This window comes from Pseudomonas sp. NFX1 (genome assembly GCF_051123555.1).
Classification (GTDB): domain Bacteria; phylum Pseudomonadota; class Gammaproteobacteria; order Pseudomonadales; family Pseudomonadaceae; genus Aquipseudomonas; species Aquipseudomonas capeferrum.
In genome coordinates this window covers 2,387,485-2,413,103 of record NZ_CP169366.1, presented here as the reverse complement: position 1 = coordinate 2,413,103, position 25,619 = coordinate 2,387,485, and the positions used below count along the sequence as shown (strand labels likewise).

At 62.9% G+C, this 25,619-nt stretch carries 25 protein-coding genes; 11 read left to right on the top strand and 14 right to left on the bottom strand.

Annotated elements, in window-relative coordinates:
• Positions 1-428: 428 nt before the first annotated feature.
• Positions 429-1,439: an alcohol dehydrogenase AdhP gene (adhP, locus tag DJ563_RS10440; RefSeq protein WP_033697090.1), complete on the top strand. Its 1,011-nt coding sequence runs from the start codon at positions 429-431 to the stop codon at positions 1,437-1,439.
• Positions 1,440-1,500: 61 nt separating this feature from the next.
• On the opposite strand, the gene DJ563_RS10435 is transcribed toward adhP, so the two are convergent.
• The 5 genes from DJ563_RS10435 to DJ563_RS10415 all read right to left on the bottom strand — a co-directional run bounded on the left by DJ563_RS10435 (position 1,501) and on the right by DJ563_RS10415 (position 7,534).
• The gene (locus DJ563_RS10435) at positions 1,501-3,015 is read right to left on the bottom strand and encodes a DHA2 family efflux MFS transporter permease subunit (protein WP_434519445.1); all 1,515 of its coding nucleotides are present in this window, start codon (positions 3,013-3,015) and stop codon (positions 1,501-1,503) included.
• On the bottom strand, positions 3,005-4,159 hold the full coding sequence (locus DJ563_RS10430) for an HlyD family secretion protein (protein ID WP_434519444.1): 1,155 nt from the start codon (positions 4,157-4,159) through the stop codon (positions 3,005-3,007). Before DJ563_RS10430 ends, DJ563_RS10435 begins: the two co-directional genes overlap by 11 nt.
• On the bottom strand, positions 4,156-5,511 hold the full coding sequence (locus tag DJ563_RS10425) for an efflux transporter outer membrane subunit (RefSeq protein WP_274098699.1): 1,356 nt from the start codon (positions 5,509-5,511) through the stop codon (positions 4,156-4,158). The genes DJ563_RS10430 and DJ563_RS10425 overlap by 4 nt, the downstream gene beginning before the upstream one ends.
• Before the next feature lie 246 nt (positions 5,512-5,757).
• Positions 5,758-6,489, bottom strand: coding sequence for an AraC family transcriptional regulator (locus DJ563_RS10420; protein ID WP_033697094.1), 732 nt, complete (start codon positions 6,487-6,489; stop codon positions 5,758-5,760).
• A gap of 115 nt (positions 6,490-6,604) precedes the next feature.
• Positions 6,605-7,534, bottom strand: coding sequence for a LysR family transcriptional regulator (locus DJ563_RS10415; protein ID WP_274098687.1), 930 nt, complete (start codon positions 7,532-7,534; stop codon positions 6,605-6,607).
• Between the two features lie 94 nt (positions 7,535-7,628).
• On the opposite strand from DJ563_RS10415, the gene DJ563_RS10410 reads away from it, so the two are divergent.
• The gene (locus DJ563_RS10410) at positions 7,629-8,804 is read left to right on the top strand and encodes an MFS transporter (protein WP_434519443.1); all 1,176 of its coding nucleotides are present in this window, start codon (positions 7,629-7,631) and stop codon (positions 8,802-8,804) included.
• 187 nt (positions 8,805-8,991) lie between these two features.
• The gene (locus DJ563_RS10405) at positions 8,992-9,756 is read left to right on the top strand and encodes a hypothetical protein (protein WP_274098689.1); all 765 of its coding nucleotides are present in this window, start codon (positions 8,992-8,994) and stop codon (positions 9,754-9,756) included.
• A 56-nt stretch (positions 9,757-9,812) separates the two neighbouring features.
• On the opposite strand, the gene DJ563_RS10400 is transcribed toward DJ563_RS10405, so the two are convergent.
• On the bottom strand, positions 9,813-10,436 hold the full coding sequence (locus tag DJ563_RS10400; RefSeq protein ID WP_434519442.1) for a glutathione S-transferase family protein: 624 nt from the start codon (positions 10,434-10,436) through the stop codon (positions 9,813-9,815).
• 201 nt (positions 10,437-10,637) lie between these two features.
• On the opposite strand from DJ563_RS10400, the gene DJ563_RS10395 reads away from it, so the two are divergent.
• Positions 10,638-11,372, top strand: a complete 735-nt coding sequence (locus DJ563_RS10395) for a hypothetical protein (protein ID WP_274098691.1) — start codon at positions 10,638-10,640, stop codon at positions 11,370-11,372.
• 13 nt (positions 11,373-11,385) lie between these two features.
• On the opposite strand, the gene DJ563_RS10390 is transcribed toward DJ563_RS10395, so the two are convergent.
• Entirely contained in the window at positions 11,386-11,928 is a 543-nt protein-coding gene (locus DJ563_RS10390) for a WYL domain-containing protein (RefSeq protein WP_274098700.1), read from the bottom strand.
• Positions 11,929-12,098: 170 nt separating this feature from the next.
• Here DJ563_RS10390 and DJ563_RS10385 point away from each other — a divergent pair, with 170 nt between their 5' ends.
• The gene (locus DJ563_RS10385) at positions 12,099-12,344 is read left to right on the top strand and encodes a type II toxin-antitoxin system Phd/YefM family antitoxin (RefSeq protein WP_274098692.1); all 246 of its coding nucleotides are present in this window, start codon (positions 12,099-12,101) and stop codon (positions 12,342-12,344) included.
• The gene (locus DJ563_RS10380) at positions 12,334-12,615 is read left to right on the top strand and encodes a type II toxin-antitoxin system RelE family toxin (protein ID WP_274098693.1); all 282 of its coding nucleotides are present in this window, start codon (positions 12,334-12,336) and stop codon (positions 12,613-12,615) included. The genes DJ563_RS10385 and DJ563_RS10380 overlap by 11 nt, the downstream gene beginning before the upstream one ends.
• A 57-nt stretch (positions 12,616-12,672) precedes the next feature.
• On the opposite strand, the gene DJ563_RS10375 is transcribed toward DJ563_RS10380, so the two are convergent.
• On the bottom strand, positions 12,673-13,593 hold the full coding sequence (locus tag DJ563_RS10375) for a LysR family transcriptional regulator (RefSeq protein WP_186659734.1): 921 nt from the start codon (positions 13,591-13,593) through the stop codon (positions 12,673-12,675).
• A gap of 167 nt (positions 13,594-13,760) precedes the next feature.
• On the opposite strand from DJ563_RS10375, the gene DJ563_RS10370 reads away from it, so the two are divergent.
• The 3 genes from DJ563_RS10370 to DJ563_RS10360 are packed head-to-tail and all read left to right on the top strand — an operon-like array spanning position 13,761 to position 17,359.
• On the top strand, positions 13,761-15,065 hold the full coding sequence (locus tag DJ563_RS10370; protein WP_434519441.1) for an MFS transporter: 1,305 nt from the start codon (positions 13,761-13,763) through the stop codon (positions 15,063-15,065).
• 30 nt (positions 15,066-15,095) lie between these two features.
• Entirely contained in the window at positions 15,096-16,337 is a 1,242-nt protein-coding gene (locus DJ563_RS10365; RefSeq protein WP_434519440.1) for a Zn-dependent hydrolase, read from the top strand.
• Positions 16,337-17,359 carry a histone deacetylase family protein gene (locus DJ563_RS10360; RefSeq protein WP_274098697.1) on the top strand — a complete coding sequence of 341 codons (1,023 nt, stop codon included), beginning with the start codon at positions 16,337-16,339 and terminating at the stop codon, positions 17,357-17,359. The genes DJ563_RS10365 and DJ563_RS10360 overlap by 1 nt, the downstream gene beginning before the upstream one ends.
• A 232-nt stretch (positions 17,360-17,591) precedes the next feature.
• Here the strand turns inward: DJ563_RS10360 and DJ563_RS10355 are convergent, their stop codons facing one another.
• From DJ563_RS10355 to DJ563_RS10345, 3 genes are all read right to left on the bottom strand, one after another.
• Complete coding sequence (locus DJ563_RS10355) at positions 17,592-17,843, bottom strand: bacteriocin immunity protein (RefSeq protein ID WP_434519439.1); 252 nt, start codon at positions 17,841-17,843, stop codon at positions 17,592-17,594.
• A complete protein-coding gene (locus DJ563_RS10350; RefSeq protein WP_434519438.1) occupies positions 17,840-19,066 on the bottom strand; it encodes an S-type pyocin domain-containing protein in 1,227 nt (408 codons plus the stop codon). The genes DJ563_RS10355 and DJ563_RS10350 overlap by 4 nt, the downstream gene beginning before the upstream one ends.
• An 828-nt stretch (positions 19,067-19,894) precedes the next feature.
• Positions 19,895-21,319: a PLP-dependent aminotransferase family protein gene (locus DJ563_RS10345; protein ID WP_274100277.1), complete on the bottom strand. Its 1,425-nt coding sequence runs from the start codon at positions 21,317-21,319 to the stop codon at positions 19,895-19,897.
• Positions 21,320-21,645: 326 nt separating this feature from the next.
• On the opposite strand from DJ563_RS10345, the gene DJ563_RS10340 reads away from it, so the two are divergent.
• Positions 21,646-23,055, top strand: coding sequence for an amino acid permease (locus tag DJ563_RS10340; RefSeq protein ID WP_274100276.1), 1,410 nt, complete (start codon positions 21,646-21,648; stop codon positions 23,053-23,055).
• 3 nt (positions 23,056-23,058) lie between these two features.
• Here the strand turns inward: DJ563_RS10340 and DJ563_RS10335 are convergent, their stop codons facing one another.
• Complete coding sequence (locus DJ563_RS10335; RefSeq protein WP_434519715.1) at positions 23,059-23,250, bottom strand: hypothetical protein; 192 nt, start codon at positions 23,248-23,250, stop codon at positions 23,059-23,061.
• Between the two features lie 107 nt (positions 23,251-23,357).
• Between DJ563_RS10335 and tam the strand changes: the two genes are divergently transcribed.
• A complete protein-coding gene (tam, locus tag DJ563_RS10330) occupies positions 23,358-24,134 on the top strand; it encodes a trans-aconitate 2-methyltransferase (protein WP_434519437.1) in 777 nt (258 codons plus the stop codon).
• Here tam and DJ563_RS10325 read toward each other — a convergent pair.
• Positions 24,124-24,495: a DUF2784 domain-containing protein gene (locus DJ563_RS10325; protein ID WP_434519436.1), complete on the bottom strand. Its 372-nt coding sequence runs from the start codon at positions 24,493-24,495 to the stop codon at positions 24,124-24,126. The genes tam and DJ563_RS10325 overlap by 11 nt on opposite strands.
• Before the next feature lie 63 nt (positions 24,496-24,558).
• Positions 24,559-25,428 carry a LysR substrate-binding domain-containing protein gene (locus DJ563_RS10320; protein WP_274100273.1) on the bottom strand — a complete coding sequence of 290 codons (870 nt, stop codon included), beginning with the start codon at positions 25,426-25,428 and terminating at the stop codon, positions 24,559-24,561.
• Positions 25,429-25,619 lie beyond the last annotated feature (191 nt).

Genomic DNA, 25,619 nt, shown 5'->3' with positions numbered 1-25,619 from the left:
GCCGCGAATTCAGGCTCTGCTGCTGCGTTGCGGCATTTGGGGCCACCAGGTGCCTGGCTTGGCATTTGCAGCGCCTATCAGGTCGAGCGCCGCCCGCGCGGCGCATCGCGAGCTGCGCTCGCTCTTACGTTTGTTCGGGCCAATTATTCCTGTGGGATTTGCGCGCGTACGCCTTGGCGCATGGCGCTACATCGTGTCGTACAAACAAGGCGGTCGCGCGCGCCTGTCACCGGCATGACTGGCCCGAAACAAACGTAGGAGCGAGCGCAGCTCGCGATGCGCCGCGCGGGCGGCGCTCGATCTCCGCCCCACCTCCTTCCTTGACCCACTGTTCAAAACCTGACCTGCAGCAACGCCTCTTCATCAATCCGCCACTATGCTGACCCGGGCACTCTCTCAAGCTCACTCAGCCAGACACGGAGGTATTTATGAAAGCTGCTGTTGTTGCCAAAGGGCGTCGCGTGGACGTGGTGGAAAAAACACTGCGGCCGCTGGCGCACGGGGAAGCGTTGCTGAAGATGCAGTGTTGTGGCGTTTGCCATACCGACCTGCATGTCAAGAATGGCGATTTCGGCGACAAGACGGGTGTGATCCTGGGCCACGAAGGGATTGGCGTGGTCGTGGAAGTGGGGCCGGGCGTGACCTCGCTCAAGCCAGGTGACCGGGCCAGCGTTGCTTGGTTCTTCCAGGGCTGCGGGCACTGTGAATACTGCAACAGCGGCAACGAGACGCTGTGCCGCGCGGTGAAGAACTCTGGTTACACGGTCGATGGCGGCATGGCCGAGGCGTGCATCGTGGTGGCGGACTATGCGGTAAAAGTGCCGGACGGGCTGGACTCGGCGGCCGCCAGCAGCATCACCTGCGCCGGTGTGACCACCTACAAGGCGGTGAAGTCGTCGAATATCCGCCCTGGGCAATGGCTTGCCATCTACGGCCTCGGTGGCCTGGGCAACCTTGCCCTGCAGTACGCCAAGAACGTCTTCAATGCCCGGGTCATCGCCATCGACGTCAATGATGAGCAATTGGCCTTCGCCCGCGAAATGGGCGCCGACCTGGTGGTCAACCCGCGTGATGAGGACGCAGCCAAAGTCATCCAGGCCAAGACCGGCGGCGCCCATGCGGCGGTGGTCACGGCCGTGGCGAAAAGCGCCTTCAACTCGGCGGTCGATGCGCTGCGTGCTGGCGGGCGGCTGGTCGCGGTCGGGCTGCCCCCCGAAGCCATGAGCCTGGACATTCCACGCCTGGTGCTCGACGGTATCGAGGTGGTGGGTTCGCTGGTCGGCACCCGCCAAGACCTGCAAGAAGCCTTCGAATTTGCCGCACAAGGCAAGGTGGTGCCGAAGGTGACGTTGCGCCCGATCGAAGACATCAATGACATCTTCGAAGAGATGCAGGAAGGCAAGATCAAAGGCCGCATGGTGATCCACTTCGCCGATTAACCCAAAGCCGGCCCGCGTTCGCGGGCCGTTTTTACACCGGCGCAGCGGGTTACAAACATGCTCATGCCGGTTGCCGGGTGCGCAGTAACAGTGCCGCCACTGCGCAGCCGATCAATGCCAGGCACGCCAGGTAGAACGCATCGCTGTAGGCCATCAGGTAGGCCTCGCGCCTGATGGTCGCGGCCAACCCTTCCAGCGCCTGTTGCTGGGCCGGCAGCCAGCTCTGCACGGTCTGATTGATGCGCTCCTGCACACTGGGTGCGAACACCGTGACATGTTCGTGAATGCGCTCACTGTGATAGCGCTCGCGTGTTGCCACGATCTGCGTCAGCGTGGCGGTGCCGATGGCGCCACCCAGGTTGCGCAGCATCGAAAACACCGCCGAGGCCGAGCCCGCTTCACGTTTTTCCAACCCTGCCACCGCCAGTACCGACAGCGCGACCATGATGAACGGCTGGCCAATGCCGCGCACCACCGTGGACGGGATGATGACGTTATCGGCGCTGTCGATGTTCAGGCTCGCGCCCAGCCAGCAGCCTGCTGCCATGATCAGAAAGCCACTGGCCACCATGAACTTGGCGCTGGTCCAGGCCATCAGTTTTGGCATCAACGGCGCCAGCAGCAGTTGCACCACGCCATAGGCGATCAACGCGACCCCCACATCCCGGGCGCTGTAGCCCTGCAGTTGGGAGAGGTAGTTGGGCACCAGGAACACCAGGCCAAAGGTGGCGGCGCCAAAGATGAACATGGCGATGCTGGCAACCCCGAAGTTGTAGCGCCCCAGCAAGCGCAAGTTGATGAATGCGCGCTGGCCGTACAACTGGGTGAACACGAAGACCGCCAACGCCAAGCCTGCGATGATCGACATGCCGACGATGAACGTCGAGCCGAACCAGTCCAGCCGGCCGCCTTCCTCCAGCACGATCTGCAAGCCGCCCAAACCCAGGACCATGGCCGCTATACCCACCCAGTCGCCCCGACGCAACAGGGCCAGTTGCATGGGTTTGGCGTCGATCGACCAGGCGATGGCCAGCAGCAGTGCGACGCCGGGAAACAGCTGCAGGTAGAAAATCCAGCGCCACGAATAGACATCGGTCAACCAGCCGCCAATGGAAGGCCCCGCCGCCTGGGCCACGCTGTTGGCCAGGCTGAACAGCGCCATACCCATGGCCATCTTGCTGGCGGGCAGTTCGGTGATGATCAACTGAAAGGAGAGGGGGATGAGCACTGCGCCGGCTGCGCCCTGGATCACCCTGAGGGTGATCATTGCTTCCAGGTTGGGCGCCCACGAGCAGGCGATCGATGCCAGCAGGAAGATGAACGACCCCGTCCACATCACCCGGCGCATGGAAAACACCTCGACCAGCCAGGCCGTCAGCGGAATCATGACGATTTCCGCCACCAGGTACGCGGTGGAAATCCACGAGCCCTCTTCGAAGCTGGCACCCAGCGAACCGCGGATTTCAGGTAGCGCCGCACTGGTGACGTGCACGTTCATGCCGGCCATGAAGCACCCAAGCAAGCCGCCGAACACCGCCACCCAGGCCCGCAACGGTACCCTTTGCTCAGTGCTCATCGGCCGGCTCCACGGGGCGCGTGTCGACCGTGGTCACCACCGACATGCCGGGCAGTATCTGCACGCCGTCTACGGGTTGGTCGAGCACGATGCGCACCGGAAAACGCTGGACGATCTTGGTGAAGTTGCCGGTGGCGTTGTCCGAAGGCAGCAGCGCAAAAACATTGCCGGACGCCGGCGAGAAGCTCGCCACGCGGCCTTGCACAGGCTGGCTGGCGAAGCTGTCGATACGCACCTGCACCGGTTGCCCTGGGCGCATGTGTGCCAGCTGGGTTTCCTTGTAGTTGGCGACCACGTAGGTCTGCTGTAACGGCACCACCGCCAGCAGCGGCTGGCCTGGCACCACATACTGCCCGGCGCGAACGCGGCGCTGGCCGACCACGCCATCGATGGGCGCGCGGATGACGGTGTCCTGTTCATCCTGTTCGGCCAGCGCCTGGCGGGCCTGGGCACGGCTCAAGGCCGCCGTGCGTTGCTTGATGTCGGCATCGGCCGCCAGCGCCAGGGCCTTGGCCATCGTCAGTTGCGAACGCTGTTCTCGTAAGCGTGCCTGCGCGCCCTGCAGCGCGGCACCTGCTTGCACAGCACTGGCATTGGCCGCTTCCAAGCGCTGCACGGTGGCTGCGTTGTCACGCACCAGGCCCCGGTAGCGCTGCATGTCCAGCTCGCTGCGCTGGCGCTCGGCGCTGGCACTGTGCACGGCCGATTCGGCCTGGAAGATGGCCTGCTGTTGCTGGTTGATACGCTCGCCAGCCACTTGCTGGCTGGCCTGCGCCGCCGCCAGCGCGGCCTGTGCTTCGGCCACCCCGGCAGTGGCCAGGTCGAGGCGTGCACGGTAGTCGCGGTTGTGCATGCGCACCAGCACATCGCCTGCCTTGACGGGCTGGTCGTCCTCCACTTCAACCTTGGCCACATAGCCGGCCACGCGTGCGCTCAGGGCCACCCAGTCGGCGCGTACATAGGCATCATCGGTGGTCTCCAGGTAGCGCCCGGTAGTGAACCAGTACCCGCCGAAGGCCAGCGCTGCCAGCAGCGTCAGGCCACCACCGGCGTACAGTGCCAGGCGGCGACGAGGCCTGCGGGCAGTGACAGCCGCCTGGGGCTGGTCATCCGCCAGCGCGTTCTTTGTAACGGCAACATTCATGATTGGCTTCCAGTAGCGGGAGTGGAGCGACGCACCCGGCTTGGGGCCGGTGCCGGTGATGATTGCCAGCGCCCGCCCAGGGCGCGGAACAGGTTGATCTGGGCACGTGCCAGGCGGCCTTGGGCCTCGACATGGCTGGCCCTGACTGCGATCAGGTCGCGCTCGCTGTCCAGCAGCGCCAGTGCGTCGAGGGTGCCGGCGCGGTAGCTGCTTTGCGCCAGGGCAAAGCCGCGTTGGCCCTGCTCCAGGGCTGCTGCCAGGGCCTGGGTCCGTTGCCGTTCACCGTCGAAGCGGGCCAGGGCCTGGCGCACATCCTTGAGTGCCGCCAACGCCACCCCGCGGTAATGGGCGATTTGCGCCTGTTGCAAGGCCTGGGCCTTGCTCACCCGTGCGCGGTTGGCCTTGATATTGGGGAACTCCCAGCGGATCAACGGGCCGATGGCAAACATCAGCGCACGGCTGTCGCCCAGGTTGGCCAGGTGGTGATCCGACGAGGTCAACGAGGCGCCGAAACTGACCTTCGGATACAGGTCAGCCTTGACGATGTCGACTTCCAAAGCGGCAGCCTGCAGCTCGCGTTCGGCCTTGCGCACATCTGGCCGGCGTTCGAGCAGGCGCCAGGCGTCGCCAGCTGGCAGCGGCGCGGCGAGGGTCGGGATGGTCTGGCAGGGGGCGCTATTGTCGATCAGCGCCACCGGTTCCTGGCCACTGAGCATGCTCAGTTCGTACAGGGCCATGCGCCGGCGTGCCTCCAGCATCGGCAGTTGCGCCTGTACCTGTTCGCGTAAACCCAGCAGGCGCACAGCATCGAGTTCGGTGGCGACGCCAGCCTGACGCTGGCGCTCGCTGAGCTGCACACTGCGCTGCAACGTGTCCAGGGACTGGCTGGCTGCCGCGATGCGGGCGCCATAGACGCATTGGTCGATGTAGGCGCGGGTGGTCTGGCTGACCACCTGCAGGTGCACCAGCTCCAAGGCCTCGCGGCTGGCCTCGGCCTGTACCCGTGCCCGTTCGATGGCCGCGCGCACCTGGCCCCAGACGTCTACCTGGTAGGCCAGCTCGATGGCCGGGTTGAACGCCCATTGCGATGGCGCATGGCTGTCGGTGGCCTCCGCCAGGGTCTGGTCATCGGCGCTCTTGCCATAGCTGGCGGCGAACCCGAGGGAAGTGGAGGGCCAGCGCTTGGCATCGAACTCGCCAATGCCGGCCAGCATGGCCTGCACATTGGCTTCGGCCTGCGCCAGGTCCTGGTTGTGCTCCAGGGCCTGCTGCACCCAGGCGTTGAGCTGCGGGTCGTGATACAACGCCCACCAGCGCGCGGGCAGCGCCTGGTCGCTGACCCCGGCAGGCAGGTGCAGCCCGGGCGGCGTTTGGAAGGGGTTGGGGGGGAGGGCGCCTGTGGGTTGCCCGGTGCACGCCGACAGCACGCTGAACACGCCGATGGCGGCAGCCCGCCTGGCGGGGCTGGAAAGGGGTCGTATTGGCATCACGCAAGCCGTATGAGGGATCGTGAGGCCAGATTAACGAGGGCTGGGGTAGCCCCGCTGCCGCAAGCGGGACAACCCTGCGCGCAACTGGGACAACCTCAGCCTTGACGCTCAGGGCGTTGGCGCGGCGCCCGTGCCCAGCACGTTGACCTGCCAGTCGCTGGGGTTGTAGCCAAGGATGCGCTTGAACATCGCGGCAAAGGCGCTGGCGCTCTGGTAACCGTGGTCCAGTGCCACGTTCAGGATCGGCTTGCCATCGGCCAGGCACTGCTGGCTGAGGACCATGCGCGTGCGTGCTCGCCACTCGCCATACGACATGCCCACCTCACGCTGGAACAGCCGCGCCAGGGTGCGCGCGCTCATGTTCAGTTGCGCGCCGCACTGCTCCAGCGTCAGGTCCTGGGCCGGGTCTTCGAGAAAGCCCTCGCACCAGGCGCGCAGCCGTGCATGCTGCGGCACCGGCACGTAGGCATCGATGCGCTCTGCTGTTTCCAGCTCACGCTGGATCAGCGCCCGGGCGTGCTCGCCCAGCGGCTCGTCGCGCTGCAACATCCGTGACCCGGCCAGGATCAGCTCGCGCAGCAAACCGGACACCGCGATGACATGGCAGCGCGTGACGTGCGAACCCAGCAGCAAGGTGCGCATCGACACTTCACCTTGCATGCGGATTTCGTGGCCGACCCCAGCAGGTATCCACAGTGCCTGCCCACGGGGGATCACCCAGTTACCGCCATCGCTGCACACCCGCATCACACCGTTGGCGGCATAGATCAGCTGATCCTCGGCGTGGCAGTGGCTGGCAACCACCTCACCGTGCCGATAGTCCATTCCCAAAGCTTGCATGCCGATCTCCCCAGGCCCTGCGTGGCGCGCGATTGGATCCAATAGTATCGCAAGGCATTCGGCTGTGGTTGCTAAGTGCGCAGGGGCGAGGGCGAGTTATGCGTTTTAATTGCGCTCAGGGTTGCGATGTTGGCTGTGCGTGGCGCTGCGGCCAACCCTGATGATGCTCGACCAGAAAATCCACGAACACCCGAACCCGTGCCGGCATCGCCGGGCCGCCGACGAACACCGCATGAATCGGCTCACGGTCGCCGGGGTTGTAGGCCTCCAGCAGCGGCACCAGTTGCCCGCTGGTGAGGTCATCGGCCACCGTGAAGGTACCGATGCGTGCGATGCCGGCCCCCAGCCTGGCCAATTGCGCCAGCGCCTCGCCGCTGCTGCACTCCAGGTTGCCGCTGACTTTAAGGGCAAACGCCTGCCCATCACGGCGAAACGGCCAGTCGGGCTCGGCACGTCGGAAGTTGAAGCGCAAACAGTTGTGGCGGGCCAGGTCTTCAGGTTCGTTCGGGGTGCCGCAGCGTTGCAGATAGTCGGGCGAGGCGACGATCACCTGGCCGGTGTCGCCAATGTAACGGGCACTCAGGGAACTGTCCGGCAGGTGGCCGAAACGCAGCGCGACATCGGCCTGGCCGCCGGCAATGTCGACCAGTTCGTCGCCTAGCGTCAGGTCGACCAATATCTGCGGGTACAGGGCGCTGAACTGCGCCAGCAAGGGCACCACCGTGAGCCGGGCATGCCCCAGCGCGGCGCTGACCCGCAGGCGCCCGCGCGGTACGCCCTGGTCGGTGATGGCATCCTCGACTTCATCCATGTCGGCGAGGATGCGCCGGGCGCCACGCAAGTAGGCTTCGCCCTCCGGGGTAAGCGAAATGGCCCGTGTGGTGCGCAACAGCAGGCGGGTGCCCAGGCGCTGTTCGGTGCGCGCGATGATCCGGCTGACCGCCGATGGCGTCAGCCCCAGCGCCCGCGCCGCCGCAGACAAGCTGCCCGCGTGCGCGACCTTGGCAAAAATCTCCATCTCGCCGGACCTGCCGTTGAAGTCCATTTGTGCCTCATGCGCAAAGGTGATTGGCAAAAATGCAGTCTAGTGCATTAACGGAGTGGATCGTAGCATTTGCGGCACAGATAAGGAGCCCGTTATGCGCATCAATCCACCCCTCGTCGCACTCGCCATCGGTGCCTTTGGCATCGGTGTCACCGAGTTCGCCCCCATGGGCATGTTGCCCAGTATTGCCACAGACCTCGGGGTCTCGATACCTGCCGCCGGGCTGCTGGTCAGCGCTTACGCGGTGGGCGTGCTGATCGGTGCCCCGTTGATGACCCTGGCCACCGGCAAGGTGCCGCGGCGTTACCTGCTTATCGGGCTGATGGCCATTTTCACCCTGGGTAACCTGATGTCGGCGCTGGCGAGCGATTACGCCAGCCTGCTCGTGGCCCGCGTGGTGACCTCGCTCAACCATGGTGCGTTCTTTGGCATCGGCTCGATCGTGGCAGCCAGTGTGGTGCCGCCGGAAAAACGCGCAGGCGCCGTGGCCGCGATGTTCATGGGGTTGACGCTGGCGACCATTGGCGGTGTGCCGTTGGCGACCTGGTTCGGTGAGTTGCTGGGGTGGCGCACTTCGTTCTGGGGGATCGCGGGCCTGGGCTTGGTGGCCATGTCGGCGCTGTGGTACGCGCTGCCCAATGTGCCGCTGCCCAAAAGTGACGGGGTAATGGCCGAAATCCGCGTGCTCGGCCGTGGGCCGGTACTGGCGGCATTGGCGCTGACCGTGGTCGGCTCCAGCGCGATGTTTACCGTGTTCACCTACATTGCGCCCATTCTGCACAGCGAGGCCCAGGCCTCCACCACGTTCATCACGGTCATGCTGGTGTTGTTCGGTATCGGCCTGACCTTGGGCAACGTGTGGGGCGGCAAGGCGGCGGACCGCTCGGTCGATCGTACGCTGATCGTCTCGCTGGCGGTGTTGATCGCTGTGCTGCTGGTGTTTCCGCTGCTGATGCCCTGGTCGCTGCCCACGGCACTGACGGTGCTGGTGTGGGGTGCGGCCAGTTTTGCCTTGGTGCCGCCGCTGCAGATGCGCGTGATGGAAGCGGCCAAGGACGCGCCTAACCTGGCGTCTGCGGTGAATATCGGCGCGTTCAACCTTGGCAACGCGATAGGCGCCGCGCTGGGTGGGGCGGTGATCAATGCGGGGCTGGGGTACCCGGCGATTTCCCTGGCGGGTGCGTTGATGGCGGGGTTGGGGTTGCTGATGGTGCTGGTGTTTGCCTGGCGCGCGCGGGGCGTGACAGCGTCGAAGGCCGCCTTGGTGTAACTCGGCCTGAGCTGCGCCCCAAATGATGGGCGGGTGTCCAACATTTGGGGCGCAGCTCAGGCGTTCCAAACCATGGTCTGAACCTGGATAGGCGGATGGCTCTTGCCCGCAACGGCCATCGTCACTGTGCCCCGGAGCGCGCTTCAGCTAGCATGCGCTATCCCCCGCCTCAGACCTGAACCTCTGCATGACTGTCTTCTACCTCAAACTCTTCATGACCCCCACCCTGATGCTGGCCATTTCGCTGGCTGGCAAACGCTGGGGCACGCAAATTGGCGGGCTGCTTTCAGGGCTACCCGTTACCTCGGCGCTGGTCATGCTGTTTCTCAGCCTTGAACAAGGCGAGGCGTTCGCCTCATTGGCCGTACCAGGGGCATTGGCCGGGGTGGCTGCCGTGCAGGCAACCTGCTTGTTCTACTACGGGGTGACCCGGCGTGTAGGCGCCTTGGTCGGCTGCATCGCGGCGCTGGCGTTCTTTGTGTTGGCGGCGTTGGCAACCAGCCACCTGGGCGGGGTGGCGTTGTCGGTCATTGCCACGCTGCTACTGGTCATCGCCATCGTCGTGGCCACCGCCAAGCCGGCAGAAGTTAGTGCCGCACGTTACGTGCCGACGCCTCGTTGGGTCATCCCGATGCGCATGATGACCGCCACCTTGCTGCTGCTGGTGATCACGGCCAGCGCGACCTTGCTCGGCCCTGTGGTCAGCGGGATGCTGGCGCCGGTCCCGGTCATCGCCTGGCCGCTGGCGGTGTTCGCCCACGTTCAGGGCGGGCGCCAGGAGCTGGCTGCGATCATACGCGGCAACGGCATTGGCGCCGTGGGCGTGGTCGGCTTTTACCTGACCCTGCAACACACGCTGTTGCAGTGGGGCGCGGTCATGTCGATCGCCGTTGGCGTGTTGCTGGCAGTGGTGGTGACCTTCGTGTTGGCGAAGGTGCTGGAGGCACGCTGAGCAGGGGGGCGGCTTCAGTCAGCGCCTCCGGCCGCCCCAGCGTTAAAGGCCTGTGTTTAAGGCGTGCCGTTTCTGCCATGCAGGCAAAACGCGCGGCGCTGGCTCAGCCGCTCGTAGTAGGCCCTGACTGCCGGCAGGTGAGGGTGCTCGAACGGGGTCTCGAACCAGCGGTTGACCGACAGGCCGATAGGGATGTCGGCCAGCGTGAACCGGCTACCGGCCACATAAGCGCCGGTAGCGGCGAGCTGGCGCTCCAGAATCTGCATGTAGCGGCCCCATTCCGCGCAACCGGCGGCCAGTGCTTGAGGGTCCTGGTGGGCAGGGGAGTGCCTGACCAGCGACATGAACGCGTAGCTCCACGACCGGTTGAGGTCCGATGCCTGCCAGTCGATCCATTGATCGATGCGCGCCCGCGCTTGTGACTCGGTCGGGTAGGTGGCGCCCTGGTCATGGCGCGTTGCCAGGTAGCGGATGATGGTGTTGGATTCCCACAGGGTGAAATCGCCGTCCTGGATCACCGGGATCATGGCGTTGGGGTTCAATGCCAGAAATTCGGGCGTGTTGGTGGGTTGGAAGCCCGAACCCCAGTCTTCCCGCTCGAAGGGGATATCGAACTCGGCACAGGCCCAAAGGACTTTTCGCACATTGATGGAAGAAGCTCTGCCCAGTATCCGTAACATGGTTTGCGTCCTTGTCTGTGGAAGCCTGATCCTCGTTCACGGCATGACCACGGTCAAGGACAAAGCGAATACCGTGATCAGGCCTATGCTGGTAGCGTCACTGCCCGCACTGCTGGGGCGTTGAATGCTTGCCTGGGCGCCACGAAATTGGCACCCTTGGGCCGCTTGAATCGTCAGTACCACGACAGAAGGAAGTTTGTGTTGAGCTGGGACAAAGTCGGGAAATGCCTCGTAGCGCTGCTGATTGGCCTGATGGTCATACTGGTGGCCTATGTGGTGATCAAAGGCCGCCCTCGCCTGGAAGCCTCCCTGACCTATGCCTACCTCACCTACCCGAGCCAGTTCAGCGAGCGGATCAGCAAGGCCAGCGAGCTGCTGAAGTACGAGCAGTTGCAAGGGCGCATCAACAGTATCGGCCAGGGCGAGTTGAGCCATGAGCAGGTCGACCGGTTGATCGAACTGGCCCAGGCGCCTTATGCCCAGCTGTTCGCCAAGCCGTTCGAGGCGGGGTTGGTGGACCACCGCACCGGTCTGCTCATCGACCTGCGCAACACGGGTGATGCGCCGGTGCGCCAGGTAACCATCCGCCTGCCGGTCAAGGGCCTGGTGCAAGTGCGCGATGCCGCGGGTAACGACACCATCATCGAGGCCGCCACGCCCGTGGTCGAAATACCAGCCATTGAGCCGGGTGGCGCCTGTAAGGTGTGGGTGTACTTCGATGCGGACTACTCGCAGATCCGCCAGGGCGGCGTCAGCATCCGTCACGCCGACGGCGTGGCCGATGTGCAGGTGTACCGCGAGTTCAGCGGTTTTCCCGCACTGGTGGCGCGCTACAGCCGTGAGCTGATGGTGCTGTTGGGGGTGTTGGGGTTCGGCGTGCTGGCGTTGGCCTACGCCTGCCTGTCACGCCGCCGCGTGCCGGTGTTGCCGTCCTGACATACATGCCCAATTACTGACAGTCATCGTGCAGCGCCAGGCTTTGGCGCATGTGTTCCAGCAAGGCCTCGCGCAGCGCTTGCGGGGCCTGCACGCGTATCGACCCTGCCTGTGAAAGCAACCAGCCCATCAACGCCCGGCCGTCGTCGACGGTCGCTTGCAGCGAGGCGCCGCCGTCCTGCTGCGGGGTGAGTTGCATGTCTGTGGACAGCGGCTGGTGTTCAAGACGACGGGCAAGTGCATCGTCGACCCAGGCACGTAGCACGACCTGGCGTACCGGGCTGAGGGCATCCGGTTGCAGGTGCCGCGCCTCGCCCAGGCTCAAGCCAGGTTGCCAGTACCAGCCGTAGGGCATGCCTTTGCTGTTGCAATGCAGTGGGAACAGCGCCGACAGCTCGACCAGGTCGCGCTCGACGGTGCGCTTGCTGGTGCTGTGGCCCACGGATGACAGAGCAGCCTGCAACTGCGTGGAGCTCATGCCGGGGTGGCGGCCTGGCAGTAGCTTGAGCAACTGCCACTGGCGGGCGATGGTGTGGCGGGTAGGGTGGCTCGGCAAAGGAGGCTCGTCCATGAATGCCAGGCGCTTGGCGCTCCTGGGTGGTGGCATTTGGCTATCTCGCAGAGCATACCTTGCCCCGTGGATGGGATCCAAACTTTTAGCAGGCCATGGCTTGTCATTGCCCGAGGCATTGACCAAAATATAGGTCTTAATTGAGGTCGATAAATATGCAGAATATTTTCGCCGATGTAGCGGTAAGCGTGTCGGAACTGAAAAAGAACCCAACTGCGGTCATGTCCGGTGCCGCAGGGATGCCCATCGCCGTGCTCAATCACAATCGGGTGATGGGGTACATGGTGCCGGCTGAGCTTTATGAAGCCATGATGGAGCGGCTCGAAGATATCGAGCTAAGCGAACTGGCAAAGTCTCGACTGGGTGAAAAAGGCGTATCGGTGTCTTTGGATGACCTATGAGCTTGAGTTTCTCCCTTCGGCGTTGAAGGAATGGGGCAAACTCGGCCATACAGTGCGTGAACAGGCCAAGAAAAAGCTTCGAGAGCGCTTGCAGGTTCCCAGGGTGCAGGCCGATGCACTGCGGGAGCTGCCGAATCACTTCAAAATCAAGCTCAAGGCTTCTGGGTATCGCCTCATCTACCGAATCGAAGATGAACGCGTCGTGGTAGTGGTAGTTTCGGTTGGCAAGCGCGAGCGCAGCGAAGTCTATGAATCAGCCAAAAAGCGGTAGAGGAAGGCTCGTCGCAAGCACAGCTTCATAGTGCGCGGATGATCAACCAACCCAAATCTACAGATGCCCTTTCTCCAAACACTGTTGCAACGCCTGGATAAACACCTCTTCCGCCCGACTCAGCCGCTGCTCCCTATTCCACAACAGGTGTATATCCACATCCGCGATCCCCTCCTGCGGCGGCAGCTTCCATAACAGCCCGGCGGCCACATCCGGCGCCACCACATGTTCTGGCAGGCAGCCGATGCCGAACCCAGCAATCACCAGGCGGCGCACCTCTTCAAGGCTGGGCGAGGACGCCACGATGCGTCCGGAAAACCCTTGCTGGTCACGGAAGATGGTCAGCGGCGAGAGCATCCCGCCAATCTGGTCGCTGGTAAAACTGACGAAGTTCTCACGCTGCAGGTCGCCTTCAAGCTGGCCGAACAAGGCATGGTGCTTGCCGCAGAAAAACGCATAGCGCTGGCGCAGAAACAGCCGCTGCTCCAGCCGCGGTTGAGGCCTTCGGTTGAGGCTCAGGCCTGCGGTGGCGGTCTTCTCCTGCAAGGCGGCGACAATGTCGGAGCTGCGCATCACGTCGATTTCCAGCTCTACCCGGGGGTGCTGGCGGTGGAAGTCGGCGAGAAAGTCGTCAAAGCGTTCGCTGACGATGCGGCTGATGATCAGCAGGCGCACTTTGCCCACCAGTTCGTCAGCCGGTTGCTCCAGCAACCCGCCGATCTGCGACATCTGCCCGTACACCTCGCCAGCCAGCAAGAACAACTGCTCGCCCATTTCGGTCAGCACGAAGCGCGGTCCGCGGCGGGCGATGAGTTGCCGGCCAAGCTGCTCCTCCAGGCGTTTGAGCGCCTGGCTCACTGCCGGCTGGGTGAGGTGCAGGCGGGCGGCGGCGCGGCTGATGGACAGCTCCTGGCCGATGACCCGGAAGGTGCGCAGCAGGTTCCAGTCGAGGCGGTCGTTGAGCAAGCGGTCAGACATGGTCGGGCTCGAATGATAAGCATGGCTAATAGTGCGAATAATAAATAGAAAATTGACTAATCATAGCCCTGGGACGATAAATCGCAGCCATGCACCGACCAGGCGCCACCAGAGCGCCCCGTGATTCCCGATAACTCCTGCCAAAAAAACAAGCAAAGGAGCCCAGCATGAAGCCCACCGCTTCGCCCCAGCCGCGCCGTGCCGCCGCCGCCGCGTTCATCGGCACCATGATCGAGTGGTACGACTTCTACATCTACGCCACCGCCGCTGCACTGGTGTTCGGTGCGTTGTTCTTCCCCTCCGACAACAGCCTGTTCAGCACCATGGCCGCCTTTGGCACCTTTGCCGTCGGTTTCTTTGCCCGCCCGCTGGGCGGCGTCATCTTCGGCCATGTGGGCGACCGCATCGGGCGCAAGAAGTCGCTGGTCATCACCTTGCTGATGATGGGCATCGTCACCGTGTGCATCGGCCTGCTGCCGACCTACGCGCAGATCGGCGCCACCGCGCCGGTGCTGCTGATTGTGCTGCGTATCGTCCAGGGCATCGCCGTGGGCGGGGAGTGGGGCGGGGCGGTGCTGATGGCGGGCGAGCACGCGCCCAAGGGCCGACGCAACTTCTTTGCCTCGTTTGCCCAGTTAGGTAGCCCGGCGGGCCTGATCCTCTCGCTGCTGGCCTTTGGCGCCGTAACCCGGCTGCCGGAAGACCAACTGATGAGCTGGGGCTGGCGTGTGCCGTTCCTGGCCAGCGCACTGTTGCTGCTGGTAGGCCTGGCCATCCGCCTCGGGGTCAACGAATCGCCGGAATTCATCGCCAGCCGCGAGCAGGCCGAAAAGGCCCACCGCAAGGAGCAGGCGCCGGTGTTCGAAGTGCTGCGCACCGCCTGGCGCCCGCTGCTGCTGTGCATCGGTGCCAATACCCTGGGCATTGCCGGGGTCTACTTCACCAACACCTTCATGATCAGCTACACCACCCAACAGCTGCACCTGGATCGCTCGCTGATCCTTGAATGCCTGTTCTTCGTGGCGGTCATCCAGTTTTGCCTGCAACCGCTGGCCGCCTGGTTGTCCGAGAAAGTCGGCGCTACCCGCTTCCTGGCCCTGGTCGCACTGCTGGCGATGGCCTCGCCGTATCCGATGTTCGTGCTGGTCAGCTCGGGCCAGGGCCCGCTGATCGTGCTTGGCATCGCCCTGGCGGCGGCCTGCATGGCGTCGTTCTATGCGGTGATCGCCGGTTATGTCAGCGGCATGTTCGCAACCCGCGTGCGCTACACCGCGATCTCCCTGGCCTACCAGATCTGCGGTGCAATTGCCGGGGGCCTGACGCCGCTGATCGGCACCTGGCTGGCCCACACCTTCAGCGGCCAGTGGTGGCCGATGGCGGTGTTCTACACCTTGATCGCCTCCATTTCGCTGCTCTGCGTGCTGGCCTTGGCGCGCCAGTACACCCGTAGTCAGCAGCTGGAAATGGCCTGATCCACCCGATTCGATCTGGAGTACCTGTACATGTTGAAAAGCAATGGCGAACGCCTGTGGGCGAGCCTGATGGCCATGGCCGAAGTCGGTGCCACGGCCCGTGGCGGCAGCTGCCGCCTGGCCCTGAGCGATGAAGACAAGGCCGGCCGAGAACTGTTCAGCCACTGGTGCCGCGAGGCCGGCCTGACCCTGTCGGTGGATGCCATCGGCAACCTGTTCGCCCGCCGCGCAGGCACCGATGCGCAGGCTGCACCGGTGATGATGGGCAGCCACCTCGACACCCAGCCCGAAGGCGGCCGTTTCGATGGTGTGTACGGTGTGCTGGCGGGCCTTGAGGTGGTACGCCGGCTCAACGACCTCGGCATCCGCACTCGCAAGCCGCTGGAGATTGCCGTGTGGACCAACGAGGAAGGCGCACGCTTCACGCCGGCCATGTTCGGCTCGGCAGTGTTCACCGGTACCCTTGACCTGCAGCAGGCGCTGGCTATTCGCGATGCTGCGGGCATCAGCGTCGCCGATGAGCTGCAACGCACGGGGTATGCCGGCCAGCGCCCCTTGGGCGGCAAGGTCGATGCTTATTTTGAAGCGCATATCGAGCAAGGCCCGATCCTTGAAGACAACGCCAAATGCATTGGTGTGGTCAGTGGTGGCCAGGCGATTCGCTGGCTCGACGTGACGGTCGAAGGCATGGCCGCCCACGCCGGCACCACGCCGATGCCGCTGCGCAAGGACGCCCTGTACGGCGCGGCACGAATGATCCAGGCGGTGGAGCAACTGGCCGCCGATTTCGCCCCCGAAGGCCTGACCACGGTGGGCGAGCTGTCGATTGCCAAGTCTTCGCGCAACACCATCCCAGGTGTACTGCGCTTCACCGTCGACCTGCGCCACCACCGTGACCAGGCCATTGAGGCGATGGAGCAAGAGCTTGGTCTGAAACTGCAGGCTATCGCCGCGCAGCGTGGCCTGCAGGTACGCATCGAGCGCCATTGGGTGAGCCCGGCGACGCCCTTCGACGCCGCTTGTGTGGCCGCCGTGCAACAGGCCGTGGACGGCCTGGGCTATGCCCAGCAGGCGATTGTCAGTGGCGCTGGCCACGACGCTATTCTGCTCGCCCGTTACTGCCCGACGGCCATGGTGTTCATCCCCTGCGTCGGTGGCCTGAGCCACAACGAGGCTGAAGACGTGCTGCCCGACGATGCCCGCCAGGGCGCCGATGTACTGCTCAACGCCGTGCTGGCCCGTGCCGGCCGGGTCGAACAAGGAGAAGCCTGATGCGTTGCTACTTTCACCCCGAACAGCTGCTGCACCACCCGCGCAGCTACTACTCGCGCGGCGCCATGCGTACCCCGCAGGAAGTCCCCGAACGTGCCCAGCGCCTGTTGCAGGCGGCCAATGACCTCGGCTTCGACATTCGTCAGCCCGAAGATGCCGGCCTGGGCCCGCTCAAGGCGGTACACGGTGAGGCCTATCTGACGTTCCTCGAAGAGGCCCATGCACGCTGGAAGGAAGTGCCCGAGGAGTGGGGCGACGAGGTCATGTCGAACATTTTCGTGCGCGAGCCCAATGCCCTGCGCGGCATTCTCGCCCAGGCTGGCCGCTACCTGGCCGACGGCAGTTGCCCCGTGGGTGAGAACACCTGGCGCTCGGCCTACTGGTCGGCGCAAAGCGCAGTGGCCGCCGCCAAGGCCATTCTCGGGGGTGAGCCTGCGGCCTATGCGCTGTGCCGCCCACCGGGGCACCATGCGCGTTTCGATGCGGCCGGCGGCTTCTGCTACCTGAATAACGCCGCCGTCGCGGCCCAGGCCTTGCGCGGCCGTTATCGCCGCGTGGCGATCCTCGATACCGACATGCACCATGGGCAGGGGATTCAAGAGATTTTCTACGACCGTAGTGATGTGCTGTATGTGTCGGTGCACGGTGACCCGACCAACTTCTACCCGGGGGTGGCCGGGTTCGCGGACGAGCGCGGCGAGGGTGTGGGGGAGGGGTACAACCTCAACCTGCCGATGGCGCATGGGGCCAGTGAGGCGGATTTCATGAATCAGCTTGAGATTGCACTGAGTGCGGTGAAGGACTTTGGTGCCGAGGTGCTGGTGTTGTCGTTGGGGTTCGATATCTACCAGCTGGACCCGCAGAGCAAGGTGGCGGTGACCACCGACGGGTTTGCGGCGTTGGGAGAGCGGGTTCGGGCGCTGCGCTTGCCGTGTGTGATAGTGCAGGAGGGGGGGTATCACCTGGAGAGTTTGGAGGCGAATGCGCGGGCGTTTTTTGCTGAAAAAGCGCAATGGCTGTAAGCCTGTAAAGGCCGGTAGCCGCAGTAGTGGCGGTATATATGTTTCGTTGTGCGTAGTATGAAGCGGTGAGGAATCGCACCCGTGAGGGTATGGTTTCCCCGTCCGTTTTGACGGCAAAGAAAGCAGAAATACCGACAACAAACCGCGGCGAACGCAACAGATAATCCCTGAAAAGAGAGGCGCAAAGCTCCGTAGCATTTGTACGGAGCTTTGTTTGATAGCCTTCTCTGTGCTACTCGGCTTTGAATCCAGGTTTGTGATTAGCCTGTCGCCAAGTTTTCACTTCCTCTACAATTGACGTCGGGCCGCTTTTTCCGGGCTCCGGATAAAATATCAAATCTGATTTCTTAGGGTGCTCAGAAAGTCGTTCGAATTCAAATATCGCGTCAGTGTGGGATTTGTCAGTTGGGTAATCTACTTCATAAATGCGCATTACAAAATTTAAAAATTCAGCTTCGGTAAAATCAGTGATTGTCTTTTTCATTCGATTTCTCCGTGATGAATGTTGATGTGCTGCTTTGGTGTAACAATTACAATGTTTTCTGAATTATATACATCTCCGCCCTCGGATATAGGAGTTTTATGATGAATTTGAAGAGAGGCGAGCGCTCCAACGCGCTCATGCAAACGCGCAAAAGGAGCAAAGCCTTTCCTCATCCTCCCGATGCTGACAGGGTCGAATTGAGCGGCGAGGAAAGCGTCACTACTGACGGCCTTCCACAGTGCTTCTCGATAGGCTCTCCAGTTTCGAAACTGTTGCCCTCTCAATAAATCAGAAATTTGCCTGGGTATGGGCGCTCCCTTACGTGTTTCAACACTCGTGGCCCAATGATCGTCGACCTCAACGCCTAAGCCGCTGGCTGTTCCCATTTCCTCTCGACGATCCCGAAACATCGTGTAGATAGGCGGCAATCCGGAGTCTGCCGGAAAGATGATGACGTAGTCATCCCAGCTTGCATCGGCAACGCCTGGATAGCTGTCGATCCTGATTTCTATGGGCTTGAGCGTTGCCCCTTTGTAAATAGGTGTATCGCGCTGATCGGCGGGCAATCCTGTTGAGCTATCGCCCGGCGTGACGATAGGTGTCCAGGTCAGGGTACGTGGTGGTACGTCTGCCGTAGTGGCCGTATATACATTGCGTTGAGTGTCGTATGAGGCAGTTAGGATACGCACCTGCGAAGGCACGACTTCCCCGCCCGTCTTGACGGCAAAAATTTCCGAATCGTCATTAGCGTTGAGCTGAGAGCTGAAGCGGTAGGGAAGATCGATGTATGAAGCCGAAGCGGCTGCACTTGCGGCCAACTGGACACTGAGTTGGGGATCTAGATCGGATAACGGGGTCTGCAGGGAATAGCGGCGAGGAAGCTCGCCATTCCCGAGGTTTGGAGAGTAGAAAAGAGCCGAAACACCCACCACGAACCCTGCGCCAACGCTAGCAGTAAATCCACTAACTGCGCCAACGGCGGCCCCAATCACGCCTCTTAATAAATATTCTGCGGAAGTGGATACGACTGTGCCTACTGCAGTGATAATTACCGATCCTGTTACTGCGACAGAGCCAGATGCAGAGTAGGTGTTTGCGAGGCGAATTAATTCAGTCTCTGCAGCGATGCGTTCGGCCTCGGCTTTAGCGGCGGCTTCTGCGGCGATGCGTTCGGCCTCGGCTTTGGCGGCGGCTTTTGCGGCGATGCGTTCGGCTTCGACCAAGGCCCGAGCATTTACGCGTGCTCGAATTTCCTCTGTAGTGGACCCGGCCAACAGGGTGGAAAAGTAGTAGATCTCGACAGCTGCATAGTCGCGGCTTCTCGCTGCGGCGTAACTGTATGTGATTCTTTGAATAAAAAGTTACGGGTCATCATCAATGCTTCCGTACCGCTGTTCGTAAGCGATTATCGTGGCAGCAGTGGATTTCCAAAGAGGATGGTGCCCTACCAGTTTGTTTACGTTGGCTTCATGGGTTTCGAGAGCGTCTAATTTCCTTGTTGCGAGCGACTCTATTATTTGTCTTCTGTGGGTGGCGTTATCCCGATTTAACCCGGCCTCCACGATTGCTGATTCAATCTCGACATCCACTGCGGCGGCTAGTGTTCGAAGGTCTAAAGGTTTCTTAGCATCTTCGTGAATTGCTTCAAGAATTTGCGCAGAATTTGGCATTGCTGGAGGCGAAGTTGGGGGGGCTGAAACTAGTGGGCCGCCAGCGGGATAAGGCCAATGAGGAAGGCCGAAGGGAAAAAGGGGTGGAAATAGGACAGATATCGGGGGGGCGGCCGATGACATGCGAATCGGGCAGAAAAACTGTGCCTTGCATTGAAACCTCCATGTGTCAAAACAGCAGGGTGCTGCTTGAACCACGGAGGATCTTTGTTAAATCACTATCAACGCAGCGTGAGAGTATTCCGCTCGCGGAGCTGCGTCAGGGGGCGTTAGTCCCCCGGTGTTCGCCATGGCATTTGCAGCGCCTGTGAGATCGTGCGCCGCCCGCGCGGCGCACGATCTCACAGGCGCTGCAAATGCCATGGCAAGCCCTAAACCCCACTAAACCCCACCCCGCCGCACATGCTTCACCAGCACCTTCTCCAACAACTCCCACATCGCAGGGTCGGTACTGAACGCCACATTGAACCGCATCCACCCCGTCGCCTTGGCATCCACCATGAATAGCTGCCCAGGCCCAAGCATGATCCCTTGCTCCAGCGCATCGTCCAGCAACGCTGCGCTATCTGGAATCGCCGGATGCCGGGTCCAGATGTACATCCCTTCGTCCGACTCGGTGAACAACTCGAAACCCAGCCGATGCAAGTGCCGGCCCACTTCCTGGTGCGCCTCGGCCAAACGCTGGCGCAGGCGCTTGAGGTGCTTGCGCCAGCGTCCGTCGATGATCGCGGCATACACCACGCGCTCCATCACCTGCGAGGTGGTGAGGCCCGAGCGCATTTTCAGGTGTACCAGTTTCTGCATCAGCTCCGGGTTGGCCATCATGTAGCCAACCCGCACGTTGGGCGAAATGCTCTTCGAGTAACTGCCCACGTACACCACCTGCTGCAGGTGGTCGAGGCTGGCCAGGCATGGCTGCGGCTCGGAGACCATGTCGGCGTACAGGTTGTTCTCTACCAGGCGGAAGCCATGCTGGCTGGCCAGTTGCAGCAAACGGTGCAGCTGCGGCAGCGGGGTGCGTGAGCAGGTCGGGCTGTGCAGGTGCGGCTGGGTGAAGAAGGCCGTCGGGCGGTGGTGCGCCAGCAGTTGTTCCAGCTGGTTGAGGTCGTAGCCGTTGGGCGTGCGCGGTACGCCGACCAGCGTCGCGCCCTGGGTGCGCAGGATGCTCATCAGGTTGGGGTAGCCGGGGTCGTCCACCAGCACCACGTCACCTGGGCGTACCAGGGTGCGCGCGGCCAGGTCCAGGGCCTGGCTGGCGCCGTGGGTGAGCATCAGTTGCGCCGGGTTGGCGACAATCGACAGCTCTTGCTGCAGGTTCTGCGCGGTCAGCGCACGCAGTTCTGCCAGGCCCATGGGGTCGCCATAGCCAGACAGTTCCAGCGGGCTCCCGGCGACCTGGCGCAACCCGCGGCGCAGGCCGTCTTCGTACATCCAGTCATTGGGCAACCAGCCGCAGCCGGGCTTGAACGGCAGTTGGCGGATCTCGAAGATCTGCTGCAGGTACCATTCAGAGTTGAACGTTGGTCGACTGGTGTCGGCCTCGGCATTGTGTTTTTCCAGCAACTCGCCGGCCGCGCGATTGATGAAGAACCCCGCGTTGCCCCGGCTTACCAGCAGGCCCTGGGCGACCAGACGATCATAAGCCTCGACCACGGTAAAGGTACTCACCGAGTAGGTCGCGGCAAAGGCGCGGATAGACGGGACCTTGGCCCCAGGCTTGAGCGTCTGGTTGTCGATCAGCTCGCGCAGTCCATCGATGATCTGGTTGACCAGCGGGGTTGGGGAGTCTGGATGTAATTCGAACATTCGGGGGCCTTCAGGGTGCTTGGCGCCAGGCGCCTGCAAGGTGTATTGCATGGGCGGCCTGTACAGTGCAGTGCGAGATTCATGCCACTGTGCATGGCTCTCTGCGTCGGACATTTTTACATTAGGTGTCGGATATCGCCACATAAAGCATGTTCAGTTCGCTCGAAGGGCAAACCTTCGGGCGCGTCAGCAGGCCGCCATGGATGGCCTGCGTGTGTTTGTTCACACCATCCTGCCCGCATTAGCACTGATGTACAGGTGAGGCCGCTAGCCATCGGGGCCTCACAGTTTTCCTTGGATAAAAAGAAGCACGGGGTACACAACTGATGGACGCAACATCCACAACCACCACCGCGAAAGGCGGGCACGAGAGCAAGCTCAGTGCCTCCCTCAAGTCGCGCCACCTGACGATGATGTCGATCGCCGGGGTTATCGGCGGCGCCTTGTTCGTCGGTTCCGGCAGCGTGATCCACAGCGCCGGCCCGGCCGCTGTCCTGGCCTACCTGGCAGGCGGCATCCTGGTGGTGCTGATCATGCGCATGCTCGGCGAAATGGCGACGTCCTCGCCTGACACCGGCTCGTTCTCCACCTACGCCGACCGCGCCATTGGCCGCTGGGCCGGTTTCACCATCGGCTGGCTGTATTGGTGGTACTGGGTAATCCTCATGGCGTGGGAAGCCTACGTGGCGGGCAAGATCCTGCACGGCTTCTTCCCTGACGTCAGTGTCAACGTGTTCGTGCTGGCCACGACTCTGCTGCTGATCACCGTCAACTTCTTCAACGTCAAGCACTACGGTGAGTTCGAGTTCTGGTTCGCCTTGATCAAGGTGATCGCCATCGTCTGCTTCCTGGTGGTGTGCACCGCCGCCGTGATGAACGTCTGGCAGTTTGGTGAAGTGCGCGGCATCAGCCAGCTGACCGCAGAAGGCTTCATGCCCAACGGCATCACCACGGTGATTGGTGCCTTGCTCGGGGTGATGTTCGCCTTCCTCGGTGCCGAGATCGTGACCATTGCGGCATCCGAAGCCAAGGACCCGGCCGCACAGATCGTCAAGGCCACCAACTCGGTGGTATGGCGTGTGTGCCTGTTCTACGTCGGCTCGATCTTCCTGATCGTCTGCCTGGTACCGTGGAACGACCCGCATCTGGGCGTCTCGGGCTATGGCGCCTACCGCCGTACCCTGGAGCTGCTGGGCGTGCCGTATGCCGAGTTGCTGATGAACTTCGTGGTCCTGACCTCGGTCAGCAGCTGCCTGATCTCCGGTCACTACACCGCCTCGCGCATGCTGTTCTCGCTGTCCCAGCGTGGCGACGCGCCGTCGTTCTTCAAGATCACCCGCGCCGGCACCGGTGTACCGGTATACGCGATCATGGGTTCGTGCGCCGTGGCGGTAGTGTGTGCGCTGATCAACTTCAGCGAGACCCTGCGCCCGAAAGATGTGCTGGACACCCTGATGAACACCACCGGCATGATCGCGCTGCTGGTGTACCTGGTGATCGCCTTCTCGCAACTGCGCATGCGCCGCAAGCTGATTGCCGAAGGCAAGGAAGTCCGCCTGAAGATGTGGCTGTTCCCGTGGCTGACCTACCTGGTGATCGCGTTCATCGTGGCCGCCCTGGTGACCATGGCGTTCATGCCTGACTACCAGATCCTGGTGATCTCCACCGGCATCGCTGCGGCGGTCGTGGTGGCCATGGGCGTCGTGCATCAGATGCGCAGCGCCAAGCGCCACTAAGCCTTAGTCGCTGTTCGAAACGGCCGGCTCCCTTGGGGACCCGGCCGTTTTTGCGTTCAGGGCCTGGCTTTTTTCACTCGCATGCCGGTCGGGCAGGTGGAAGCGCTGGTTCATCCAGGGTGAACCGAGCAGGGCGGCGGCAGCGATCAGGGTCAGGATGGCCAGGGCCAGGTATGTTTTCATAGGCATGCGCATGTAAGGACTGACTTCAAGCATAGGCGGTCAGTTCCGGCCTGCGAGGAACCCCTAACAGGCAGCACATGGCTTATGCTCAGCGCATTGCCCGCCCAAAGGAGCCGCACATGGCCTGGTCCGCCACCCAGTATTCCCTTTTCGAAAATGAGCGCACCCGCGCCGTACGCGACCTGCTGACCGCCGTGCCGCCACACCCGGTGCGTCATGCCACGGACCTGGGCTGCGGCCCGGGCAACTCCACCGAAGTGCTGCTGCAGCGTTACCCCGATGCCCAGGTAATGGCGCTGGACAGCGACCCCGACATGATCGACAAGGCCCGTGAGCGCAAACGGTTGTGTGTTCCCCGGGTACGCTGCGCCATTGCCGACATTGGCAAATGGACCGCGCCGCAAGCACAGGACCTGATCCTGGCCAATGCCTCGCTGCAATGGGTGCCCAACCATGCTTCGCTGTACCCGCACCTGGTCAGCCAGTTGAGCGAGGGCGGCAGCCTGGCGGTGCAGACCCCGGACAACCTCGACGAGCCGGCGCACCGGCAATTGCGCGAGATCGCCGGCCAAGGCCCGTGGGCCGCCAAGTTTGCCGACTTCCAGCTGCCGCCCAGGCACAATGCGGCGTTCTATTACGACTTGCTCAGCCCACTGTGCACGCGGGTGGATGTGTGGCGTACCACTTACCATCACCCCTTGGAGGGTGGCGCCGAAGCTGTGGTGGAGTGGTTCAAGGGCTCGGCGTTGCGGCCTTACCTGGCCAGGCTGGACGAGCACGAGCAGGCAGGCTTCCTGCAGATGTACCTGCAGGCGATGCAGCGCGACTACCCGCCGTCCACCGACGGCAAGGTATTGCTGCCGTTCCCGCGGTTGTTCGTGATCGCTACCCGGTAGGGCGGCGCCAGCGCCAGAGCACGTAACCGTAAATGCCGAGATTGAGCAGCAACACCACGGTGCCCAGCAGCAACTGGGTCTGTGGTGTGAGGCCGGCGGGGTAGATGAGCGGCCAGATGTAATGCTCGACGAAGCCGCCCTGGTAGCCCGCATCGCCAGCGGCGCTGCGCATGCGGTTTTCCCAGCGGGTCAGCGGGCAACCCAGGTGCAGGTATTCCACCGCCAGGCCCCAGGCCAGGGCTGGAAGGTGCACCAGCGGGGCAGGGCGCCAACGCAGCACCAGCAGGCCGCCGAACAGCACCAGCAGGATGAAGGCCAGGTGCAGCAGCACCAGCGTGTCGGCGGTCAGGCGAAAGAGCATTGGCAGTTATCCAGGCGGTAGGGTGACGCGAGCTTTGCGTTAGCGGGAAGCTATGGGGCGGATTTACAACCCTTCCTGCACCATTTGCAAGAACGTCGCCACCACCCGCCGTGTACGCTGCTCGCTCAGGCACACCAGCGTCTCGGTCAAGTGCCGCTGGCAATCGACGATCGGCAACGCACACACCCGCGCATCGGCGCCAAACTCCGCCGCCGACACCACCCCCACGCCAATCCCCACCACCACCGCTTCACGTGCCGCTTCCCGGCCCTCTACCTGGATCGCCGGCCGAATCCGCAAGCCGGCCCGCTGCATCTCTTCCTCCAGCGTCTGTCGCGTCACCGACCCAGGCTCGCGCAGCACCAGCGGTGTGTCATCCAGGTCCGCCAGGCTGATCGAGCCACGGCTGGCCCACGGGTGGTGATGGGAAACGAACGCCACCATCGGGTCGCGGCGCAGTGGCAGGCAATGCAGGCGCTCATCGTCGACATCCCGCCCCAGCAGTGCCAGGTCGGCCTGGTAGCTGAACAGCCGGGCCAGCGACTCATCGGTGTTGCCGGTCTCGATCTTCACCTGGATACCCGGGTAGCGCTGGCAGAATCGGGCGATCTGCGGCAGCACGTGCACCGGTGCATCCACCGCCAGCACCAGGCTGCCGGTGTGCAGGGCGCGCGAGTCCTGCAGCAGGTCAAGGGCTTCGGCTTCGCAGGCGAACAGGCGCTGGCTGATGCCCAGCAGGCGCTCGCCCAGGTCGGTCAGTTGCACCGAGCGCTTGTTGCGGTGAAACAGCAGCACGCCAAAGCGCTCTTCGAGCTTGCGCACCTGGTCGGAGACTGCCGGCTGGGTAAGAAACAGCTTTTGCGCCGCACGGGTAAAGCTGCCGTGCACCGCCACCGCGTGGAAGGCCTTGAGTTGAGCGTGTGAGACCGACATGACGACTCCAGTAACAAGCTGAGCTTATGTGTGAAATACGATAAATCGATTTTATTTATCAGTCACCAGCTGTTTCCATAGCCCTCAGCCCAACGCTGGTGCCACAAGCGCCAGCCGGGCCATGGTGCTCTTGCAGCGCCATCTGACCCGATGACGGGCCACCGTCATCGCTGTGCGCAACACAAGAACAA

What these genes read in the sequence shown, in the direction of transcription:
- DJ563_RS10365 (WP_434519440.1), top strand. Translation starts at nt 15,096, where the DNA reads ATGTTGAAAAGCAATGGCGAACGCCTGTGGGCGAGCCTGATGGCCATG.
- DJ563_RS10405 (WP_274098689.1), top strand. Translation starts at nt 8,992, where the DNA reads ATGACTGTCTTCTACCTCAAACTCTTCATGACCCCCACCCTGATGCTG.
- DJ563_RS10420 (WP_033697094.1), bottom strand. Translation starts at nt 6,489, where the DNA reads ATGCAAGCTTTGGGAATGGACTATCGGCACGGTGAGGTGGTTGCCAGC.
- DJ563_RS10380 (WP_274098693.1), top strand. Translation starts at nt 12,334, where the DNA reads ATGACCTATGAGCTTGAGTTTCTCCCTTCGGCGTTGAAGGAATGGGGC.
- adhP (WP_033697090.1), top strand. Translation starts at nt 429, where the DNA reads ATGAAAGCTGCTGTTGTTGCCAAAGGGCGTCGCGTGGACGTGGTGGAA.
- DJ563_RS10340 (WP_274100276.1), top strand. Translation starts at nt 21,646, where the DNA reads ATGGACGCAACATCCACAACCACCACCGCGAAAGGCGGGCACGAGAGC.
- DJ563_RS10370 (WP_434519441.1), top strand. Translation starts at nt 13,761, where the DNA reads ATGAAGCCCACCGCTTCGCCCCAGCCGCGCCGTGCCGCCGCCGCCGCG.
- DJ563_RS10375 (WP_186659734.1), bottom strand. Translation starts at nt 13,593, where the DNA reads ATGTCTGACCGCTTGCTCAACGACCGCCTCGACTGGAACCTGCTGCGC.
- DJ563_RS10320 (WP_274100273.1), bottom strand. Translation starts at nt 25,428, where the DNA reads ATGTCGGTCTCACACGCTCAACTCAAGGCCTTCCACGCGGTGGCGGTG.
- DJ563_RS10400 (WP_434519442.1), bottom strand. Translation starts at nt 10,436, where the DNA reads ATGTTACGGATACTGGGCAGAGCTTCTTCCATCAATGTGCGAAAAGTC.
- DJ563_RS10435 (WP_434519445.1), bottom strand. Translation starts at nt 3,015, where the DNA reads ATGAGCACTGAGCAAAGGGTACCGTTGCGGGCCTGGGTGGCGGTGTTC.
- DJ563_RS10410 (WP_434519443.1), top strand. Translation starts at nt 7,629, where the DNA reads ATGCGCATCAATCCACCCCTCGTCGCACTCGCCATCGGTGCCTTTGGC.
- DJ563_RS10325 (WP_434519436.1), bottom strand. Translation starts at nt 24,495, where the DNA reads ATGCTCTTTCGCCTGACCGCCGACACGCTGGTGCTGCTGCACCTGGCC.
- DJ563_RS10430 (WP_434519444.1), bottom strand. Translation starts at nt 4,159, where the DNA reads ATGAATGTTGCCGTTACAAAGAACGCGCTGGCGGATGACCAGCCCCAG.
- DJ563_RS10345 (WP_274100277.1), bottom strand. Translation starts at nt 21,319, where the DNA reads ATGTTCGAATTACATCCAGACTCCCCAACCCCGCTGGTCAACCAGATC.
- DJ563_RS10355 (WP_434519439.1), bottom strand. Translation starts at nt 17,843, where the DNA reads ATGAAAAAGACAATCACTGATTTTACCGAAGCTGAATTTTTAAATTTT.
- tam (WP_434519437.1), top strand. Translation starts at nt 23,358, where the DNA reads ATGGCCTGGTCCGCCACCCAGTATTCCCTTTTCGAAAATGAGCGCACC.
- DJ563_RS10360 (WP_274098697.1), top strand. Translation starts at nt 16,337, where the DNA reads ATGCGTTGCTACTTTCACCCCGAACAGCTGCTGCACCACCCGCGCAGC.
- DJ563_RS10385 (WP_274098692.1), top strand. Translation starts at nt 12,099, where the DNA reads ATGCAGAATATTTTCGCCGATGTAGCGGTAAGCGTGTCGGAACTGAAA.
- DJ563_RS10415 (WP_274098687.1), bottom strand. Translation starts at nt 7,534, where the DNA reads ATGGACTTCAACGGCAGGTCCGGCGAGATGGAGATTTTTGCCAAGGTC.
- DJ563_RS10335 (WP_434519715.1), bottom strand. Translation starts at nt 23,250, where the DNA reads ATGCGCATGCCTATGAAAACATACCTGGCCCTGGCCATCCTGACCCTG.